The sequence below is a fragment of the Micromonospora sp. NPDC048843 genome, from assembly GCF_040649965.1.
GTDB classification, from domain to species: Bacteria; Actinomycetota; Actinomycetes; order Mycobacteriales; family Micromonosporaceae; genus Micromonospora; species Micromonospora hortensis.
The window spans coordinates 54,978-73,929 of the sequence record NZ_JBEZGJ010000014.1; the positions used below are offsets into that span (position 1 = coordinate 54,978).

The 18,952-nt window shown below is 72.9% G+C and carries 16 protein-coding genes; 13 read left to right on the top strand and 3 right to left on the bottom strand.

Translation table 11 applies throughout. From position 1 onward, the window contains the following. The first annotated feature begins 40 nt into the window (after positions 1–40). On the top strand, positions 41–1,708 hold the full coding sequence (locus AB0C20_RS05860; protein ID WP_357567463.1) for a phospho-sugar mutase: 1,668 nt from the start codon (positions 41–43) through the stop codon (positions 1,706–1,708). A 13-nt stretch (positions 1,709–1,721) separates the two neighbouring features. Here AB0C20_RS05860 and AB0C20_RS05865 read toward each other — a convergent pair whose 3' ends face one another. Together AB0C20_RS05865 and upp are read right to left on the bottom strand one after the other, a co-directional pair. Further along, positions 1,722–2,399 carry a GPP34 family phosphoprotein gene (locus AB0C20_RS05865; protein WP_238684464.1) on the bottom strand — a complete coding sequence of 226 codons (678 nt, stop codon included), beginning with the start codon at positions 2,397–2,399 and terminating at the stop codon, positions 1,722–1,724. Positions 2,400–2,471: 72 nt separating this feature from the next. After that, complete coding sequence (gene upp / locus AB0C20_RS05870) at positions 2,472–3,104, bottom strand: uracil phosphoribosyltransferase (protein ID WP_210784459.1); 633 nt, start codon at positions 3,102–3,104, stop codon at positions 2,472–2,474. Positions 3,105–3,237: 133 nt separating this feature from the next. Between upp and deoC the strand changes: the two genes are divergently transcribed. The 10 genes from deoC to AB0C20_RS05920 all read left to right on the top strand — a co-directional run bounded on the left by deoC (position 3,238) and on the right by AB0C20_RS05920 (position 14,932). Beyond that, on the top strand, positions 3,238–4,197 hold the full coding sequence (deoC, locus tag AB0C20_RS05875) for a deoxyribose-phosphate aldolase (RefSeq protein WP_238679672.1): 960 nt from the start codon (positions 3,238–3,240) through the stop codon (positions 4,195–4,197). Positions 4,198–4,203: 6 nt separating this feature from the next. Beyond that, entirely contained in the window at positions 4,204–5,634 is a 1,431-nt protein-coding gene (locus AB0C20_RS05880) for an aldehyde dehydrogenase family protein (RefSeq protein ID WP_357567464.1), read from the top strand. After that, positions 5,627–6,451, top strand: a complete 825-nt coding sequence (locus tag AB0C20_RS05885; protein ID WP_357188445.1) for an aldehyde dehydrogenase family protein — start codon at positions 5,627–5,629, stop codon at positions 6,449–6,451. The genes AB0C20_RS05880 and AB0C20_RS05885 overlap by 8 nt, the downstream gene beginning before the upstream one ends. A gap of 307 nt (positions 6,452–6,758) precedes the next feature. Next, positions 6,759–7,232 (top strand): BlaI/MecI/CopY family transcriptional regulator, encoded by a 474-nt coding sequence (locus tag AB0C20_RS05890; RefSeq protein WP_357188447.1) that lies wholly within the window; start codon positions 6,759–6,761, stop codon positions 7,230–7,232. A gap of 10 nt (positions 7,233–7,242) precedes the next feature. Then, the gene (locus AB0C20_RS05895) at positions 7,243–8,148 is read left to right on the top strand and encodes a M56 family metallopeptidase (protein WP_350862213.1); all 906 of its coding nucleotides are present in this window, start codon (positions 7,243–7,245) and stop codon (positions 8,146–8,148) included. Positions 8,149–8,471: 323 nt separating this feature from the next. After that, positions 8,472–9,725 (top strand): cytochrome ubiquinol oxidase subunit I, encoded by a 1,254-nt coding sequence (locus tag AB0C20_RS05900; protein ID WP_357567465.1) that lies wholly within the window; start codon positions 8,472–8,474, stop codon positions 9,723–9,725. Between the two features lie 10 nt (positions 9,726–9,735). After that, positions 9,736–10,743, top strand: coding sequence for a cytochrome d ubiquinol oxidase subunit II (locus AB0C20_RS05905; protein ID WP_357188452.1), 1,008 nt, complete (start codon positions 9,736–9,738; stop codon positions 10,741–10,743). Beyond that, positions 10,740–12,416, top strand: a complete 1,677-nt coding sequence (gene cydD / locus AB0C20_RS05910) for a thiol reductant ABC exporter subunit CydD (protein ID WP_357188454.1) — start codon at positions 10,740–10,742, stop codon at positions 12,414–12,416. Before AB0C20_RS05905 ends, cydD begins: the two co-directional genes overlap by 4 nt. Then, positions 12,413–14,188: a thiol reductant ABC exporter subunit CydC gene (gene cydC, locus AB0C20_RS05915; protein ID WP_357567466.1), complete on the top strand. Its 1,776-nt coding sequence runs from the start codon at positions 12,413–12,415 to the stop codon at positions 14,186–14,188. The genes cydD and cydC overlap by 4 nt, the downstream gene beginning before the upstream one ends. A gap of 69 nt (positions 14,189–14,257) precedes the next feature. Then, positions 14,258–14,932: a permease prefix domain 1-containing protein gene (locus AB0C20_RS05920; RefSeq protein WP_357188458.1), complete on the top strand. Its 675-nt coding sequence runs from the start codon at positions 14,258–14,260 to the stop codon at positions 14,930–14,932. A gap of 21 nt (positions 14,933–14,953) precedes the next feature. Here AB0C20_RS05920 and AB0C20_RS05925 read toward each other — a convergent pair whose 3' ends face one another. After that, positions 14,954–15,292, bottom strand: a complete 339-nt coding sequence (locus AB0C20_RS05925) for a helix-turn-helix transcriptional regulator (RefSeq protein ID WP_238684472.1) — start codon at positions 15,290–15,292, stop codon at positions 14,954–14,956. A gap of 160 nt (positions 15,293–15,452) precedes the next feature. Here AB0C20_RS05925 and AB0C20_RS05930 point away from each other — a divergent pair, with 160 nt between their 5' ends. After that, positions 15,453–16,400: a DNA primase gene (locus tag AB0C20_RS05930; protein WP_357188460.1), complete on the top strand. Its 948-nt coding sequence runs from the start codon at positions 15,453–15,455 to the stop codon at positions 16,398–16,400. A 38-nt stretch (positions 16,401–16,438) separates the two neighbouring features. Further along, positions 16,439–18,904, top strand: a complete 2,466-nt coding sequence (locus AB0C20_RS05935) for a transposase (RefSeq protein WP_357188515.1) — start codon at positions 16,439–16,441, stop codon at positions 18,902–18,904. Positions 18,905–18,952: the final 48 nt, after the last annotated feature.

The following is an 18,952-nucleotide window of genomic DNA, read 5'->3' on the forward strand; positions in this document are numbered from 1 at the left end:
AACCCACAGGGGTGATCCGCCGCCGTGCTATCAAAGGGGCATGGCGGCGGACAGCACTGACATCGACGACATTCGCGAGCAAGCCCGGCGCTGGCTGGCCGACGACCCCGACCCGGCCAGCCGGGACGAGCTGACGGCGGTGCTCGATGGCCTCCCGGCGAGCGCCCCGGAGCTGGCCGACCGGTTCGCCGGCCCATTGACCTTCGGCACGGCGGGCCTACGCGGCCCGCTGCGTGCCGGCCCGAACGGCATGAACCTCGCCGTGGTCACCCAGGCCGCTGCCGGCCTGGTCACCTGGCTCGCGGCCCAGGGCGGCACCGGCCCGCTGGTGATCGGGTACGACGCCCGGCACGGTTCCCGACAGTTCGCCGAGCGCACCGCCCAGGTGGCCACCGGCGCTGGCCGCCCGGCGCTGCTGCTGCCCAGCCCGCTGCCCACCCCGGTGCTGGCGTACGCCGTGCGGCACCTCGGCGGTGTCGCCGGAGTGATGGTCACGGCCAGCCACAACCCGCCGCAGGACAACGGCTACAAGGTCTACCTCGGCGCGGAGCTGGGCGGCGAGTTGGGCGCCGGCGCGCAGATCGTGCCCCCAGCCGACGCCGGTATCGAGGCGGCCATCCGATCGGTCGGGCCGCTGGCCCAGGTGCCGTTGGGCGAGCCCGGTCTGGTGCTCGGCGACGACCTGGTCGCCTCGTACGTCGAACGGGCCACCGCGGTGATCGACCCGGACGGGCCACGGGACCTGACTGTGGCGTACACCCCGCTGCACGGGGTGGGCGCGGCGGTGCTCACCGCCGCCTTCGCCCGCGCGGGCTTTCCGACCCCCGGGGTGGTGCCCGACCAGGCCGAGCCGGATCCGGCGTTCCCCACCGTGTCGTTCCCCAACCCGGAGGAGCCGGGTGCTGTGGACCGGCTGATCGCCCTGGCCGACTCCACCGGCGCGGACCTCGCCATCGCCAACGACCCGGACGCCGACCGTTGTGCGGTGGTCGTTAGGGACGACAGCGACGGCTGGCGGATGCTGCGCGGCGACGAGGTGGGCGTCCTGCTCGCCGATCACCTGATGCGCCGGGGGGTGACCGGGCTCTACGCCACCACTATCGTGTCGTCGTCACTGCTGCGGGCGATGTGCGCGGCCCGGGGGCTGTCCTACGACGAGACGCTGACCGGGTTCAAGTGGATCGTGCGGGCCGGCGGCGGAAGCGCGCCGCTGGTCTTCGGCTACGAGGAGGCGCTCGGCTACTGCGTCGCCCCGGAACACGTCCGGGACAAGGACGGCATCACCGCCGCGCTGACAGTGGCCGAGTTGGCCGCCGGCCTGAAGACGCAGGGTCGTACGCTGACCGACCGGCTGGACGAGCTGGCCGCCGAGTTCGGCGTGCACCACACCGACCAGCTCTCCGCCCGGGTGGACGACCTGCGGGTCATCGCCGACGCGATGGCCCGGATCCGGGCGGCCATCCCGGCCACACTGCTCGGGCAGCCGGTGGACAGCGTCCGGGACCTGCTGCCCGAGTCGGACGTGGTGATCCTGCGGACCGCTGCGGTCCGGGTGGTGATCCGCCCGTCCGGGACCGAGCCGAAGCTCAAGGCGTACCTCGAGGTGGTGGAACCGGTAGTGGACGGTGACGTCCGGACGGCCCGCAGCCGGGCGGCGGTGGCGGTCGCCGCCCTGCGCGGCGAGATCGCCGCAGCTCTGGGGCTCTGACCGGCGCGCTGGGTCAGCGGCGCGGGCCGAGGGCCTGGTCGACGGCCCTGGCCAGGGCGGCGACGACCAGGCCAACCGACGGGCGGACCACCGAGTCGTCGGTGCTCACCTCGCCGGAGAACCCGGCGCCGGTGGCGATCTCCGTCAGCCGGCGGCGGGCGTCGGCGGCGGCCTCGCCGCTCACCCCGAGCGCGGACTCCATCCGGAGCACCACTACCAGGGTGGCCAGCGCGGCGGTCCGCTCGTCCGGGGCTGCCGCGCCGGTCAACGCCTCGGCCAGCCGCTGGCGGGTCTCCGCCTCGACGGAGGTGTCCACGACCGGGTAACGGTGCACGTGGATGAAGCCCAGCTCGGTCTCGTCGACGTCCCGGACGACGCCCTGCCGGCACAGGTCGGCGAGGATCCGGTCGCGCAGGCCGTGCCGCAGACGCTGCACCCAGGACGCCGGGGTGTGCGGGGTGTCGGCGGCGATCCGGCTGAGGACATCGTCGCTGAACGGCTCGCCGGTCGGCGTCGGGTCGATAACCGTCAGGGACCCGTCGGCGTACGCGATCCGGCCGGCCAGAGCCAGCTCGACCAGCACCGCGGCGGCCATGCCGAGGTCGAGGCTGATCCGTGGCATGGTCGCCTTGCCGGTCGTGTCGTCGTAGGCGAGGAGCAGCAACTCCTCGGCGAGCGCAACACCAGTCATGGCCGGAGACGGTAGCGGGTCCGCGCACCGCGCGCACGGACCCGCCGGACCCGGCACCGACCGGGTATCCCCTCAGAAGCGGGGCATGCCACCGAACTGGCGGTCGCCGGCGTCGCCGAGGCCGGGGACGATGAACATGCTGTCGTTGAGCCCCTCGTCGATCGAGGCCGTGACCAGGCGCAACGGCAGACCGGAGCGTTCCAGCCGCTCGATGCCGACCGGCGCGGCGAGCACGCAGAGCACTGTGATGTCGGTGCAGCCCCGGTCGGCCAGCAGTCGACAGGAGTGCTCCAGCGAGCCACCGGTGGCCAGCATCGGGTCGAGCACCAGCACCGGCAGACCGGCCAGATCGCGGGGCAACGACTCCATGTACGCGCGTGGCTCGTAGGTCTCCTCGTCGCGGGCCAGGCCCACGAAGCCCATCGACGACTCCGGCAGCAGGCCGAGCGCGGCGTCCGCCATGCCCAGGCCGGCGCGCAGCACCGGGACCAGCAGCGGCGGGTTGGCCAGCCGGGTGCCCTCGGTGCCGGTGACCGGCGTCTGCACCGGGTACCGCTCGACGGGGAAGGTGCGGGCCGCCTCGTACACCAGCATGGTGGTCAGTTCGTGCAGCGCCGCCCGGAACGTCGAGGAATCGGTGCGCGCGTCCCGCATGGCGGTCAGTCGAGACTGGGCCAGGGGGTGGTCAATGACGTGTACGTCCACGATCGCTCAACCTACCGGTCCGTACCGCGTGGCGGTGCGGGTGCGGTCGGACCAGGGACGCCGCTCACGTCGGCACGTCGTCGAGCAGTCGTGAGCAAGATCACTCGGCGGTCTCGTGCGTAGACTTCTCGGCATGACGGCGACAACGACGTCGGCCCGGTCGGAGCTCTCCGAGCTGGGACGATCCGAGACCGCTCTGCGGACCTTCCTGCACGGCCTGCCCGGCGTGGACCAGGTCGGCGCGGAGCAGCGGGCGGCACAGCTCGGCACCCGCTCCATCAAGACCACCGCCAAGGCACAGGCGATCGACCTGGCGATCCGGATGGTCGACCTGACCACCCTGGAAGGGGCGGACACCCCGGGCAAGGTGCGCGCGCTCGCCGCGAAGGCCATTCGTCCGGACCCGGCCGACCCGTCCTGCCCGCACGTCGGCGCGGTCTGCGTCTACCCGGCGATGGTTCCGTACGTGGCCGAGGTGTTGCGCGGATCGGGCGTGCACCTGGCCAGCGTGGCGACCGCGTTCCCGTCGGGTCAGGCGCCGCTGGAGATCAAGCTGGCCGACACCCGGGCCGCCGTCGCGGCCGGCGCCGACGAGATCGACATGGTGATCAACCGGGGCGCGTTCCTGTCCGGGCGGTACAAGGAGGTCTACGACGAGATCGTGGCCACCAAGGAAGCCTCCGGGGACGCCCACCTCAAGGTCATCCTGGAGACCGGCGAGCTGGCCACCTACGACAACGTCCGGCGGGCCTCCTGGCTGGCCATGCTGGCCGGCGGCGACTTCATCAAGACCTCCACCGGCAAGGTCCCGATCGCGGCGACGATGCCGGTGAGCCTGGTGATGCTGGAAGCGGTCCGCGACTTCCGCGAGGCGACCGGGCGGCAGGTGGGCGTGAAGCCCGCCGGTGGCATCAAGACCACCAAGGACGCGATCAAGTACCTGGTGATGGTCAACGAGACCGTCGGCCCGGACTGGCTCGACCCGGACTGGTTCCGCTTCGGCGCGTCCAGCCTGCTCAACGACCTGCTGATGCAGCGCACCAAGCTGACGACCGGCACCTACTCCGGTCCCGACTACTTCACCCTGGACTGATAGCCGATGTTCGAATACGCCCCCGCCCCCGAGTCCCGTTCGGTGGTGGACCTCAAACCCTCGTACGGGCTGTTCATCGACGGCACGTTCGTCGACCCGACCGACGGTGACAGCTTCAAGTCGATCAATCCCGCCTCCGAGGAGGTGCTGGCCGAGGTCGCCGAGGCCGGCCCCCAGGACGTGGAACGCGCGGTGCGGGCCGCCCGCAAGGCGTACGACAAGGTCTGGGGCCCGATGTCGGGCCGGGACCGGGCGAAGTACCTGTACCGGATCGCCCGGCTCATCCAGGAGCGCTCCCGCGAGCTGGCCGTCCTGGAGTCGCTGGACAACGGCAAGCCGATCCGCGAGTCCCGCGACGTCGACCTGCCGCTGGTCGCCGCGCACTTCTTCTACTACGCGGGCTGGGCCGACAAGCTGGAGCACGCCGGGTTCGGCGCGAACCCGCGGCCCATCGGCGTGGCCGCGCAGGTCATCCCGTGGAACTTCCCGCTGCTCATGCTGGCCTGGAAGATCGCCCCGGCGCTCGCCGCGGGCAACACCGTCGTGCTGAAGCCGGCCGAGACCACCCCGCTGACCGCGCTGCTCTTCGCCGAGATCTGCCAGCAGGCCGAACTGCCGGCCGGTGTGGTCAACATCCTCACCGGCGCCGGCGACACCGGCCGCGCGCTGGTCGAGCACCCCGGCGTGGACAAGGTCGCCTTCACCGGCTCCACCGACGTGGGCCGGGCCATCGCCCGGTCGGTCGCCGGCACCAGCAAGAAACTCACCTTGGAACTGGGCGGCAAGGCCGCCAACATCGTCTTCGACGACGCACCGATCGACCAGGCCGTCGAGGGCATCGTGAACGGCATCTTCTTCAACCAGGGGCACGTCTGCTGCGCCGGCTCCCGACTCCTGGTTCAGGAGAACGTGGCCGACCGGGTGCTGGAGTCGCTGAAGCGACGGATGGCTCAGCTGCGGGTCGGCGACCCGTTGGACAAGAACACCGACGTCGGCGCGATCAACTCGGCCGCCCAGCTGGAGCGGATCCGCGAACTGTCCGACGCCGGCTCGGCCGAGGGCGCCGAGCGCTGGTCACCGCCGTGCGACCTGCCCGACCGGGGCTTCTGGTTCGCGCCGACCATCTTCACCGGCGTCACCCAGGCACACCGGATCGCCCGCGAGGAGATCTTCGGCCCGGTGCTGTCGGTGCTCACCTTCCGCACCCCGGCCGAGGCCGTGGAGAAGGCCAACAACACGCCGTACGGGTTGTCGGCCGGGATCTGGACCGACAAGGGTTCCCGGATCCTGTGGATGGCCGATCGGCTGCGCGCCGGCGTGGTCTGGGCCAACACCTTCAACAAGTTCGACCCCACCTCGCCGTTCGGTGGGTACAAGGAGTCGGGCTACGGTCGCGAGGGCGGCCGGCACGGGCTGGAGGGCTACCTCAATGTCTGAGCGGGTCGCGGTACGCAAGACGTACAAGCTCTTCATCGGCGGGAAGTTCCCGCGCAGCGAGTCGGGACGGTCGTATCTCGTGCAGTCCTCGAATGTGTCACTGGCCTCCCGCAAGGACGCCCGGGACGCGGTGGTCGCCGCCCGCGCCGCCGTCAAGGGCTGGGCAGGCGCGACAGCGTACAACCGGGGTCAGATCCTCTACCGGGCCGCCGAGATGCTGGAGGGCCGCCGCGAACAGTTCGTCGCCCTGGGCATCCCCGGCGACGAGGTGGACGCCGCTGTCGACCGCTGGGTCTGGTACGCCGGGTGGGCCGACAAGCTGGCCCAGGTGTACGGCGGCGCCAACCCGGTCGCCGGCCCGTACTTCAACATCTCCGCGCCCGAGCCGACCGGCGTGGTCGCTGTGGTCGCCCCGGAGCGTCCGGCGCTGCTCGGCCTGGTCAGCGTGATCGCTCCGGCGATCGTCACCGGCAACACAGTGGTGGTGGCGGCGTCCCCGAGCGAGCCGCTGGCGGCGGTGACGCTGGCCGAGGTGCTGGCCACCTCCGACCTGCCCGGCGGTGTGGTCAACATCCTCACCGGCGCGATCACCGAGACCGCGCCGACGCTGGCCGCGCACATGGACGTCAACGCGATCGACCTGACCGGGGTCACCGACACCGCGCTCGCCACCGATCTGGAGGTCAAGGCGGCGGAGAACCTCAAGCGGGTGCTCCGACCGGCCCCGGCCGACCACGACTGGACCGGCGACCCGGGGGTGGCTCCGATGACCGCGCTGTTGGAGACGAAGACGGTGTGGCACCCCAAGGGGGTGTGATCGCTCCCTGCCTTTGGGGTTTTCCGGTGGAGCCCCGCCCGCTCCGGGCGGTCAGGCTTGATCCCTGCGCGGGCGGGGCTCCCCCGGAAAACCTGACGTGGACCGGGTCCGTCGGTCGGGTCACTTCACTGGTTCTGCCTCGGGGTGGGTCATCAAGATCTGCGCAACGTCAGGGTTGTTGCTGCCTCACGCGTCCGTGCGGCAGCAACAACCCTGTTCTTGTCCGGATCTTGCGCCAATCGGGGGTGGGTCCGGGTTGGGACGGCTGGGTGGGTGGGGGGTCTACTACCGGGGGTAGGATTGGTCCGTGACTCGGTTGGGCGATCTTGAGCGTGCGGTGATGGACGTGCTGTGGGACGTGGTTCCCGGCACGTCGGACGGGGTGACCGTGCGCGAGGTGGCCGACGCGCTCGATGGCCGTGAGCTGGCGTACACCACTGTGATGACAGTGCTGGACCGGCTCGCCGGCAAGGGCATGGTGCAACGGGAGCGAGAGGGTCGAGCCTGGCGGTACCGCCCAGCGGCCAGCCGCGAGGCGCACATCGCTCAACTCATGCTCGACGCCCTCGACCTGGGTGGCAGCCGGGACGCCGCGCTGGTGCGTTTCGCCCGCTCGGTGACCGGCACCGAGGCCGAGGTGCTGCGAGCGGCCCTGGGCAGCGAGGCCGGCCTGACCGGGCCTGGCTCCACCGGTGGCGACGCGGGCGCGGCCGATGCCCTGACCGACCGGGTGGACGGGCCGGCGGGCCGACGACCCGCCGGCGAGGCAGCGGAGCGGTAGGGCGCGCGCCATGGCCTACGCCGTGCACTTCGCCGCCACGATGCTGGCCTGCTATCTGACTGCCCAGGTGTTGGCCCGCTCCACCTGGACGTGGCGCAGCCCCCGGGTGGCGATCATCTGCTGGCAGGCCGTCGGGCTGGCGTTGGGCCTCTCGGCGATGGGCCTGCCGATGGCGCTCGGGTTGAGCGCGTACGACCGGCCGACCGGCAGCGCACTGCTCGCCCTGGCCAACGACCTCGCCCACGGCGCCCTGCCGATCGGGGTGGGCACGTTCCACCTGGCCGGCGTCGGCGTGGGCTTCGGCATCGGGGCGGTGCTGGTCACGACGACGGTGCGCAGCATCCATGGCACCGTACGCGCCCAGCGTCGCCACCGGGACCTGCTCTCCCTCGTCGCCCGGAACGACCCGGCCGCGCCGGGCGCGCTGGTGTTGGATCATCCGAGCGCCGCCGCGTACTGCCTGCCGGGCGTGAAGCCGCAGGTGGTGGTCAGCGCCGGCACCCTGAGCCTGTTGGACCGGGCCGAGCTGGCCGCGGTGCTCAGCCACGAGCGTGCGCACGCCCACGAGCGGCACGACCTGGTGCTGCTGCCGTTCACCGCCTTGTGCCGGGCGCTGCCGTGGTTCGGCTGGGTGCGCGACGCGCACGAGCGGGTCGCCCTGCTGGTCGAGATGCGCGCCGACGACAAGGCCCGTGAGCTGCACGCCGAGGCCCCGCTGGCAGGGGCTCTGCGCCGGTTCGCCGCCGCCGGGCACCGGATCACCCCGGCCGGCGCGCTCGGCATGGGCGACCGGGATCTCGACGTACGGGTGCAGCGCCTGCTGGTCAGCGACCGGCCGCCGCGGGTTCTCGGTGCCACCGCCCTCGCGGTTGCCACCACACTGGTCGCCCTCCCGGTCACCCTCTTCCTGAGCTGACGCGCCAACCCCGCCCCACGCCACTGACCGGGTGACGGCGTGTCGCCGGCCGGACAGGCAGGTGTTCGAGTCCCCCTTTGCTCTGCTTCAACCCACGCACCACCTTCGCGGCAGAACCGTTGCGTGGGTTGAAGCAGAGCAAAGGCGGCGAAGCGGCATAGGCCGCCCCCTCGCCCGGCGTTGCCTCGCCGCACCACCCAGCAAACGCAGCTACTACGCATCGTCGTAGTATTGTCTACTACAAGGCGTAGTAGAGTTTTTATGTAGGCTAGCTACGTGTAGGGTGGCTACGACAAGGGAGCCAACGCTATGGAGGGCTGGTCATGGACACCCTGCTCCTCGCCCGCCTGCAGTTCGCCACCACCACCTCGATCCACTTCCTGTTCGTGGTGGTCACGCTCGGACTGGTCACCCTGCTGGTCGGCATGCAGACCGCGTGGGTGCTCACCGGCAACCCGAAGTGGGAACGGCTGACCCGCTACTGGGGCCAGCTCTACGTGATCAACTACGTCCTCGGCATCGCCACCGGCATCGTGATGGAGTTCCAGTTCGGGCTGAACTGGAGTGGCCTGTCGCGCTACGTCGGCAACGTCTTCGGCGCGCCGCTGGCCATCGAGACGCTTGTGGCGTTCTTCCTGGAGTCCACGTTCCTCGGGATGTGGATCTTCGGCTGGCACCGGCTCGGCAAGCGCGTCCACCTCGCGCTGCTCTGGGGCGTGGCGATCACCGCGTACGCCTCGGCGTTCTGGATCATGGTGGCCAACTCCTGGCTCCAGAATCCGGTCGGCTACGAGGTCCGCGACGGGATCGCCCACCTCACCGACTTCGGCGCGCTGCTCACCAATCCCAGCCTCGGCATGGCCTTCGGGCACGTGGTCTCGGCGGCGCTGCTGGTCGGCGGGATGCTGATGGCGGCGGTCAGCGCCGGGCACCTGATCCGGCGTACCCCTGACTTCGCGCTCTTCCGCACCTCGCTGCGGATCGGCCTGGTCACCGCGGCACTGGCCATCACGATGGTGCAGGGCTTCGGTTTCGCCCAGTTCGGCCCGGTGGGCTCGGTGCAGCCGACCAAGTTCGGCGGCAACGGCCCGGAGGCCCAGGCGCTGATCGCCGACTGGACCACGCGGTTCGGCCCCGGCGACTACACCCCACCGGTGCTGGCCAGCGTCGGGTTGGGCTTCATGATCCTGATCGGCTTCACCCTCGGCTGCGTCTGGCTGCTGCTACCCCTGCTCTTCCGGGACTGGGTCATCCGACTGCGCTTCCCGCTCTGGCTGATCCTGCTCGGACTGCCGCTGCCGTTCATCGCGGTGATCCTCGGCTGGATCTCCCGGGAGGTCGGCCGTCAACCCTGGGTGGCGTACGGGCTGCTCCCCACCGAGCAGGCCGTCTCCCCGGTCAGCGCACCGCTGATGCTCACCTCGCTGATCGGGTTCAGCCTGCTGCTGGGCACCCTCGCCGTCACCAACTGGGTGCTGCTCGCCCGGCACGCCAGGCGTGGCGCGGCCGACCCGGCGCTCGGTCGGCCACCGGCGCCGCCCAGCGAGCCGGCCCACCCCGAACCCGCCCTCCTCTGAGGAGTAGACAGTGGACCTCGCCTGGTACGCCCTGCTCGGCCTCTTCTTCGCCAGCTACCTGGTGCTCGCCGGCTACGACTACGGCGTCGGGCTGCTGCTCGCCCGCGGCGTCGGTCCGGCCGGGCGGCGGGAGGCGCTCACCGCGCTCGGCCCGTTCTTCCTCGGCAACGAGGTCTGGCTGGTGGCGGCCGTGGGCATTCTCTTCGGCGCGTTCCCCCTCCTGGAGGGCGAGTTGCTCGCCGGCTGCTATCCGGCCGTCGCCGGTGCCCTGGTCGGCGTCATCCTGGTCACCGCCGGGGTGCAACTGCGCAGCCGGCCCAGTGACGAGCGGATCCGCGCCCGCTGGGACCGCGTCGTGGTGATCGGCAGCGCCCTCGCCGCGCTGGGCTGGGGTGTGCTGCTCGCCGCGCTGTTGCAGGGCGTACCCCTCCAGGCCGACGGGCACGTCGCCGGGGTGACGCACCTGGCCACCCCGTTCGCGGCCGCCGCCGGGCTGGCCATGGTCACAGTGGTCGCGGTGCACGGGGCGACATTCCTCACCCTACGACTGCCGGCCGAGGCCGCCGCCGTGGTCGGTCGCACGGCCCGCCGGCTGGTGCCGGTGGCGCTCACCGCTGTCGCAGTGGCCACCGTCGTGGGCCTGCTCTCCGCCCGGGTACGCGACGCAGTGCAGCGGCCGGCGGTGGCCGTACTCCTGCCGGTGCTGCTCGTCGCGGTGCTGCTGGCTGCCCGCGCGGCGCTGGCTCGGCGGCGGCCAGGGTGGGCTCTGGTCGCCACCGGCGCGGCCCTGGCGCTGCCGGTGCTGCTGGTCGGAGCCGCTCTCTGGCCCTACGTGTTGGTGTCCACGACCGATCCGGACGCCTCGCTGCGGGTGGCCGACGCAGCCGCCAGCGCACCGACACTGCGGCTGCTGGGCTGGGTGGCGCTGCCGCTACTTCCGGCCCTACTAGGCTTCCAGGCGATGTGCTGGTGGGTTTTCCGAGGACGGACCGACGGTAGGGCACCGGTGTACTGGTGAGCCGCCGTCCGTTCGACCCGCGTCTGCTGCGCCGGGTCCCTGCGGCCCGGGGCGATCTTGCCGTGCTCGGGCTCCTGGGGGTGCTGGCCGCCGGGTTGATCGTGGCGCAGGCCACAGCGCTCGCGTCGCTGCTGGCCACCGCGATCGACGGTCGGCTGGATCGACCGGCGCTGGCCGGCTTCGTGATCGCTGTCGCCGCCCGCTCGGCACTGGTCTGGGCGCAGGGCACGGTCTCGGCGCGGGTCGCCGCCACGGTCAAGGCCACGCTGCGGGCCGACCTGCTCGGCGCCGTGGGCCGGCACGGGCCTGGCTGGGTGGCCGGGCAGCGGGCCGGTGAGATCGCCACCCTGGCTGGGCGTGGACTGGACGCGCTGGACGCGTACTTCACCGGGTACCTGCCGCAACTGGTGCTCAGCGTGACGGTGCCCCTCGCGGTGCTGGCGCGGGTCGTCTTCGCCGACTGGAGCTCGGCGGTGATCATCGCGCTGACCCTGCCGCTGATCCCGGTCTTCGGAGCGCTGCTCGGCTGGCAGGCGCAGGCCGCGACCGAGCGGCAGTGGCGGCGGCTCGCGTTGCTCGGCGGGCATTTCCTGGACATGGTCGCCGGGCTGCCCACGCTGCGCGCGTTCGGGCGGGCCCGGGCACAGACCGACGTGGTACGCCGGATGGCCGACGGTCACCGCGTCGCCACAATGAAGACGTTGCGGATCGCGTTCCTCTCCGCGCTGGTCCTCGAACTGGTCGCCACCCTCTCGGTGGCGCTGGTAGCGGTGCCGGTCGGCATCCGCCTGCTCGGCGGCGGGCTGGCCCTGCAGACCGCGCTGCTGGTGCTGCTGCTGACCCCGGAGGCGTACCTGCCGTTGCGGGCCGCCGGTAGCCGCTTCCACGCCAGCATGGAGGGGCTGGCCGCGCTGGACGAGGCGTTGACAGTCTCCGCCGCACCCACCGCGCCACGGGCCACCGAGGGCGCCTCCGTCCCCAACGCTCGGGCCGAGATCCGGTTCGAGGGGGTGACAGTGGCGTACGAGCGGACCACAGCGCTGCGCGACGTCACGCTGACCATCCGGCCCGGCGAACGGATCGCCATCATCGGTCCCAGTGGCGCCGGCAAGAGCACGCTGCTCGGCCTGCTGCTGGGTTTCGTGGTGCCGACCAGCGGCCGGATCACGGTGGACGGGGTCGACCTCGCCACCGCCGACCCGGACGCCTGGCGTCGGCAGCTCGCCTGGGTGCCGCAGCGGGCCCACCTCTTCGCCGCCTCGCTGGCCGACAACATCCGCCTCGGCGCGCCGGACACCCCGGCCGACGTCCTCACCGCCGCTGTGCACGATGCCGCCCTGGACGACGTGGTGGCCGGCCTGCCCGACGGCCTGGACACCGTGCTCGGTGAGCGCGGTCACGGGCTGTCCAGTGGGCAGCGGCAGCGGGTGGCGCTGGCCCGGGCGTTCCTGCGCGCCGCCCCGGTGGTGCTGCTCGACGAACCCACAGCCCGACTCGACACGGCGGCCGAGGCGGTGGTGCTCGACGCCACCCGTCGCCTGGTCGCCGGCCGGACGGCGCTGCTGGTCGCGCACCGACCGGCGTTGCTGGCCGACGCCGACCGGATCCTGCGCATCGAGGACGGCCGGGTCACCGAGTTGACGCCCGAACCGACCGGGAAGGCCGCGCGATGACCGCCGAACACGGGCCAGCGGCACCGGCCGGGCGGGCCGCCGCCGAGCGGGCAGTGCTGCGACTGGCCCGGCCGTACCTGGGCCGCCTGGTCGGAGCCGGGCTGCTGGCGGCCGCCACCGAGTTCGCCGGCCTGGCCCTGATGGCCACCGCCACCTGGCTGCTGATGAGCGCCGCCGGTCAGCCTCCGCTGGACCGCCTCACAGTGGCGATCGTCGCGGTCCGGGCGCTGGCGATCAGCCGGGGCGTGTTCCGCTACACCGAACGGCTCGCCGGGCACGACGCGGTCCTCCGCATGATCACCGACGTCCGAGCCCGGGTCTTCGCCACCCTGGCGGCCCGCCGTGGCACGGCGCACCGCTCGGGTGACGTGCTGAGCCGACTGGTCTCCGACGTGGAGGCCGTCCAGGACCTGTTGCTGCGGGTGCTGGTGCCCGCCGCGGCGGCGGCAGTGGTCGGCGTGTCGGCGGTCGCCGTGGCGGCGCTGATCTCACCACCGGCCGCCGGCGCGCTCGCCGTCGGGCTGCTGGTCGCCGGGGTGGCGCTGCCCGCGTTGGCCACCGCTGTCACCCGCCGCAGCGCGGCCGAGGTGGCCCCCCTGCGGGGTGCGCTGGCCACCGACGCGATCGACCTCACGCACGGCGCGGCCGACCTGGCCGCGTTCGGGGCGACCGACGTCACGCTGCGCGCCGCCGAGCAGCGCGCCCACCGGCTGGCCCGGCTGGAACGTCGGCTGGCCGCCACCGGGTTCGCTGTGGACGCGGCCGGCGTGCTGGCCGCCGGCGCGACCGCGGCAGCGGTGGTACTGGTGGCGCTCGCCGCCGACGTGTCGGGCGTGCTGGTGGGCGTCCTCGCCGTCGGCACACTGGCCGCCGTCGAGGTGACGCTGGCGTTGGTCGCCGCGGCCCGGCAGTGGACGCAGCTCCGGCCCGGCCTGACCCGGGTGGCCGACCTGCTCGACACCGACCCGCCGACCGCGCCGCCGACGACCGGTCCAACGGACCTGACCGGCCCGCACAAGCTGCGCTTCGACGACGTGACAGTGCGGTACCGGGCCGGTGCGGCACCCGCCCTGGACGGGGTCAGCCTGGACCTGCCGGCGGGACGCCGGATCGCTGTCGTCGGCCCGAGCGGCGCCGGCAAGAGCACACTGGCCGCCGTGCTGACCGGCACCGTCCGGCCCGCCTCCGGCCGGGTCACCCTCGACGGTCACGACCTCTCGGCGTACGCCGAGGAGGCGCTGCCGCGCGCGGTCGGCGGGCTGCTGGCCGAGGCGTACGTCTTCCATGCCACGGTGCGGGAGAACCTGCTGCTCGGGCGGGCCGGAGCGGGCGAGGACGAGCTGACCGCGGCCACCGCCGCCGCCGGCCTGCTGGACTGGGTCCACGCGCAGCCGGCGGGCTGGGACACGCTTGTCGGCGAGGAGGGCGGGCAGCTCTCCGGCGGGCAGCGGCAGCGACTGGCGCTCGCCCGGGCCCTGCTCGCCGCGCCGCCGGTCCTGGTGCTCGACGAGCCCACCGAAGGTCTGGACCCGACCGCCGCGGACGCGGTGCTCGCGTCCGCCCTCGCCGCCACCCCCGTCGGGCACTCGGTGCTGCTGATCAGCCACCGGCTCAGCGGGCTGGCCGACCTGGACGAGATAGTGGTCCTCGACGGCGGTCGGGTGACCCAGCGCGGGCGGCACGCCGAGTTGGTGGCGGCCGCGGGCTGGTACCGGGACCAGTGGCTGCTCCAGGCCGCTGCCGAACGGGGTTACCTGGCGCTCGCCCCCTGACCCGACTCCGGGGGCGGACCAGGGTTCTCCCGGACGTCGACCGGCGGGAGTCCGTGGCAGTGTGGTGCCATGGGGCGCGGTGAGGACGTGATGGTCGACGAGCACCTGCGGGAGCTGGCCGCTCGGTTGCAGGGGCCGGCGCGGCTCAAGACCGACCTACTGACCGAGGCCCGGCACGGGTTGCTGGACGCCGTCGAGGCGTACCGCGAGAGCGGGGTGCCACCCACCGAGGCGCAGCGTCGGGCGGTGGTGGAGTTCGGCTCACCGGCGCAGGTGCTCCCGTCCTGGCAGGCCGAGCTGGCGGTGGGCGCCCTGCGTGGGCTCTCCCTGCGGATGCTGGCGATCGCCGGGGTGGGGGTGGTCGCCGGTGATCTGACCTGGCGGGGGTCGAGCTGGAGTGGCGGCCCACGTCCCCCGGCCGGCTATCTGCTGCTCTCCAACTCGGTCGACTGGATCTGGATGAGCGCGCTGGCGCTCTCGGTGGCCGGTCTGCTGGTGGTCTGGGCGACCGCGCGGGCGCCCCGGCCGGGCCTGGCTCTGGCCCAGCGTGCCGTGGGCGCCGGCCTGACCGGCGTCCTGATCCTCGGCATAGTGGCCGGCAGCGCCCTCTTCACCTGGTCGCTCAACCTCTGGGACGCGGCGGCGCACTGGCCACCGATGATCATCGGCGCGGTGTTGGTGGGCGGCGCCTACTTCTCGCTCACCCGCGCGGCTCGCGGCTGGCTGCTGGCCGCCACCCGCTGATCGGCGGCGGATCCGAGCGGGTCAGGCCGGGGTGGGCGGGCTGCCGGGATCGAGGAACCGGCCGACTGTCAGTTGGAACTCGCGCCAGCCGGCCCGCTCCCCGGCCAACGCCCGCCGGCCGGAGTCGGTGAGCTGGTACGTCCGCCGTTCCCGGCCGCTGACAGTGCTCCAGGTGCTCGCCACGTGGCCGGCGCGTTCCAGGCGACGGAGCGCCGGATAGATGGTGCCGGTGGGCAGATCCAGACTGCCGTCACTGCGGGCGCGCAACGCCTCGATGATCGCGTAGCCGTGCAGCGCGCCCTGTTCGAGCACGGCGAGCAGCAGAGCGTCGAGATGGCCGTGCAGTTCCTGGGCCTTCATGCGTAGCTACGCTACTTGTCGAACCGCCGCTTCGCCAGCGGTGACGACCAGCAGGTCGGACCCGTGCGCCAACCGGCCACCGGGGTGCGGGCATCGGTCACCCAGGGCTGCCGACTAGGGTATGTGCCCAGAGTCACTCGCCGGTCAGAGACCCCGGTGGGTGGGCAACCCGAAGCACACGGAGGTCAGCGTGGCCCGCCAGTCGCCCCAACGGCCCGACGCCGACGAGCCCGAGCTCGACGACACCACCGGCGCGGCCGAGCCAGACGAGACCGAGCGCCCATCGGTGTCGACCGACCGCTCACTCTGGGACGAGCTGCGCATCGACCCAGTGGAGATCGCCCTGCCCGCCGGCACCGGCTTCACGCTCCGGGCCTACCGACCGGCCAGCTCGCTGACTCCGACCGACGTGACCGAGCGCGACCAGGACGACCCGTTCCTCGCGCGCCGCCAGGCGATCGAGGAGGAAGAGGACGACGAGACCGTCGTCATCCTCGACGAGGAGCTGGCCCAGGAGTTCGCCGACGAGGACGACGAGTCGAAGCACCGCCGGGACGGCGCCGCCACCGACACCGAGACCGACGACGAGTCGGACGAGGCCGTCACGGACGAGGCGGACGACGAGGAGGTGCCGGTCTTCCTCAGCAACCGAGGCAAGCTGCTGCTGTTCAAGACCCCCGAGTCGCTTGTCAGTTTCATCCGATCCGGTGCGCCAAACGATCTGTCCCAACTGGACAGCTGGAATGAATTGTCCGAACGGGTGGAGCCGGCAGATATCGCTCCGCTCGACGAGGACACCTACGAGCTCGACCTGGTCGTGGAGAACCTGCGCGGCGGGCACGACACGTGGGATTCGACCCTGCTGATCGAGGCGGGCGAGGCCGCGCGTGACCTCTCGTACGCATTGCGGCTGCCTGCGGTACTCGACATGCTCTCCGCCGGCTCCAGCCTCGACGACCTGGACGAGGCGCTGCGTGGCACCGCCAACGGTGGAATCGGCGCGTTCATGGCTCGGCGACGGCTGAAGAAGATCGGGGCGCAGACCGCAAGTTTGGGTTGGCGCACCATTGTCGGCAAGATCTCTGCGGTGGTGGACTGGCGCGACTGACCCGTACCGGGGAGCATCAGTTGCTGGCAGAGGAAGACCTGTCCCGGGAGGAGGACGACGCCGTGGCGCTCGTGCGCGTTTACTGCGGTCTGGCCTCGGCGGATCCGGCTGACCGACCGGCCTCCGCCGGTTCGACGCTGACGTCCGCTGTGGTCGACGACGCAGGCCGTCTGCTGCATGTCTGCGAGATCAGCGATGACGCCGCTGGCTACGCCCAGCTCGTCGCGCTGCTCGTGGAGCGGTCGGGCGGGCCGAGCGGTGCGGCCATCGCCGCCGACAGCGACGACCACACGGTCACCTCGCTGCTGAGCGCGGCGGGGCGACCCCTGGCGATCGCCGACGACGACTCGGTGGACGACTTCGCCGAGCGGTTCGCCGACGACGACTCCCTTGAGGAGATGCAGTCGCCTCCGGCCGAACGACAAGCGGTCGGCCTCGCCCGCGCGTTGCAGGCGGGGGCGCTCTCCGCCGTCACCCTGCCGGCACCCCGGGACCTCGCCGGTTACAAGCAGGTGCTCTCCGCGCACGCCGCGCTGGCCAGTGGCCGACACTCCGCCGCCGTGGCGCTGCGTGAAGTTCTGCGTGAGCTCTACCCGGCGGCCCTGCGCGCATACCCGGACCCGGCCGAGCCGGTCTCCCTGGCCGTGCTGGACGCGCTGCCCGAGCCGGGCATGCTCGGCGGCACCGTGGCCCGGGGTCGCGAGGTGTCGGTCGCGGCGGATGCCATCGCCGCACACCTCGCCGCGGACGGGGTCGCCGACGCCGAAGAGATCAACGAGGCGGTCACCGCCCTGCGGGTCGCCATCTCCGAGACACCCCGACGTGCCGCGGTCAACCGGGCGCTCACGTCCGCGGTGGCCGAGACGGTCCGCCAGGCCGTCGCCTCCGTACGGGCCTGCGACGCCGGGTGTGAGGCGCTGGTCAGCGCGCTCAGCTCACGGGTCACCACGCCCGTTCAGGCACCCGGCCGCCGGGCCGCGGCCCGCCGTGGCGAGTCCGTCGGCGAGTTGACCGGCCTGGCCGGCGCCAACGCCGGGATGACCGGCCTCGCCGGCACCAACGCCGGGTTGCGGTCGGTCCGCCCCAACCCGCCAGCCGCCGACCCGGCACCCGCTGTCGGGCGGCGCAGCCGTCCCGAGCCGGTCCCCGGTAACGCGCCGTTGGCGTCGCCCCGCCCGCTCGGGCCACCGCCGGTCGCCCCCGCGCCGGTCACGCCGCCGCCGGTCGCCCCCGCGCCGATGACTCCGGCGGCGATGGCTGGTCCGCCGGCGTCCACGCTGCCCAGTCGTAGCGAGCCGCTTCCGAGCCGGATCGACGGCCCGACCAACCGGCCCGTCTCCTCGCCGCCGCCTCCGCCGCCCGGGATCACCCCGATCGCGCCGACGCAACGCGGCATGGTGCCGCCAGCCGAGGCCGGTGAGCCGTTCCGGCCGACGCTGACCACTGCCGCGATCAACAACGCGCGGGCCGAACGGCAGCGGACTGTCATTCCGCCCCGCCCCAAGACCAACGGCGAGCCCCGGCCGAGCCACCAGCAACGCCCTGTCGACGAGCCGCCCACCGGCGGGTTCAGCGCCACCGACCTCAGCATTCCGGTGCCGACCCCCCGACCGGGGCAGGAGACCGCACCGCCCGGCTCCCGAGCCAACTGGCCGCTGGTCAACAACCCGGAGGACCCCTCCGACAGCTCACCGAACAACCCGGTGGCCTACTCGTACGGCGGCAGCCGCGGTGTCGACGCCCCCACCGACCCGGGTCGGGCCGACGGTCGGGTCACCCCGCCGTGGTTGGCGGACGACCTGCCACCGGAGCCGCCGATGCTGCGGCTGGTGGAGCCACCGCCGCTGGCCGACCGGGCGCTGCGCGAGGGGCTCAACCCTCCCGTGGACCAGCACCTGGAGACGCCGCCGCTGCGCCTGGTCGACCGCGAGCAGGCCGCTCGCAACGGTCGGGCGGCCGCCCGCACCGAACGCGCCGCCGAGCACCGGCCGTCGCCGCCGGTCGAGCACCGGCCACCGCCGATGGAGCACCGGCCGCCGCCCATGGAGCACCGGCCGCCGCCGGTCGCCGACGAGGGCGACGGCGATCTGCTGATCTTCGCGCAGGCCAAGTCGGCCTGGTTCGTGGGGCAGGCCGAGGAGTCCGACCTGGACTGGTCGACCACTGCCGACACCGGCTGGCAGGCCGCAGAGCAGGCCGCCCGCCCGGCGGTGGGCGCCGAGACCAACGCAGGGCTGCCCAAGCGCGTGCCGCAGGCCAACCTGGTGCCGGGTTCGCCGCTGCGCGAGGAGCGCCCATTGCGGATAGTGCGTGATGCGGCAAGCCTCGCGGAGAACACGACAGGCTACTTCCGTGGCTGGCGCCGCGGCCAGGAGATCGGCGGTTTCGCTGTGGGTGGTCGGCCCGGTCGCGAGGCGGCCGGAGGCTGGGACTTCAGCCGCGACCACGGGGACCGCGACGACGACCGGGAGTACGAGTACCGCTCGGCGGGCTACCAGTCCTGATTCCCCTCTCACACGCGGAAGCGCCCCCAGCCAGCTGGCTGGGGGCGC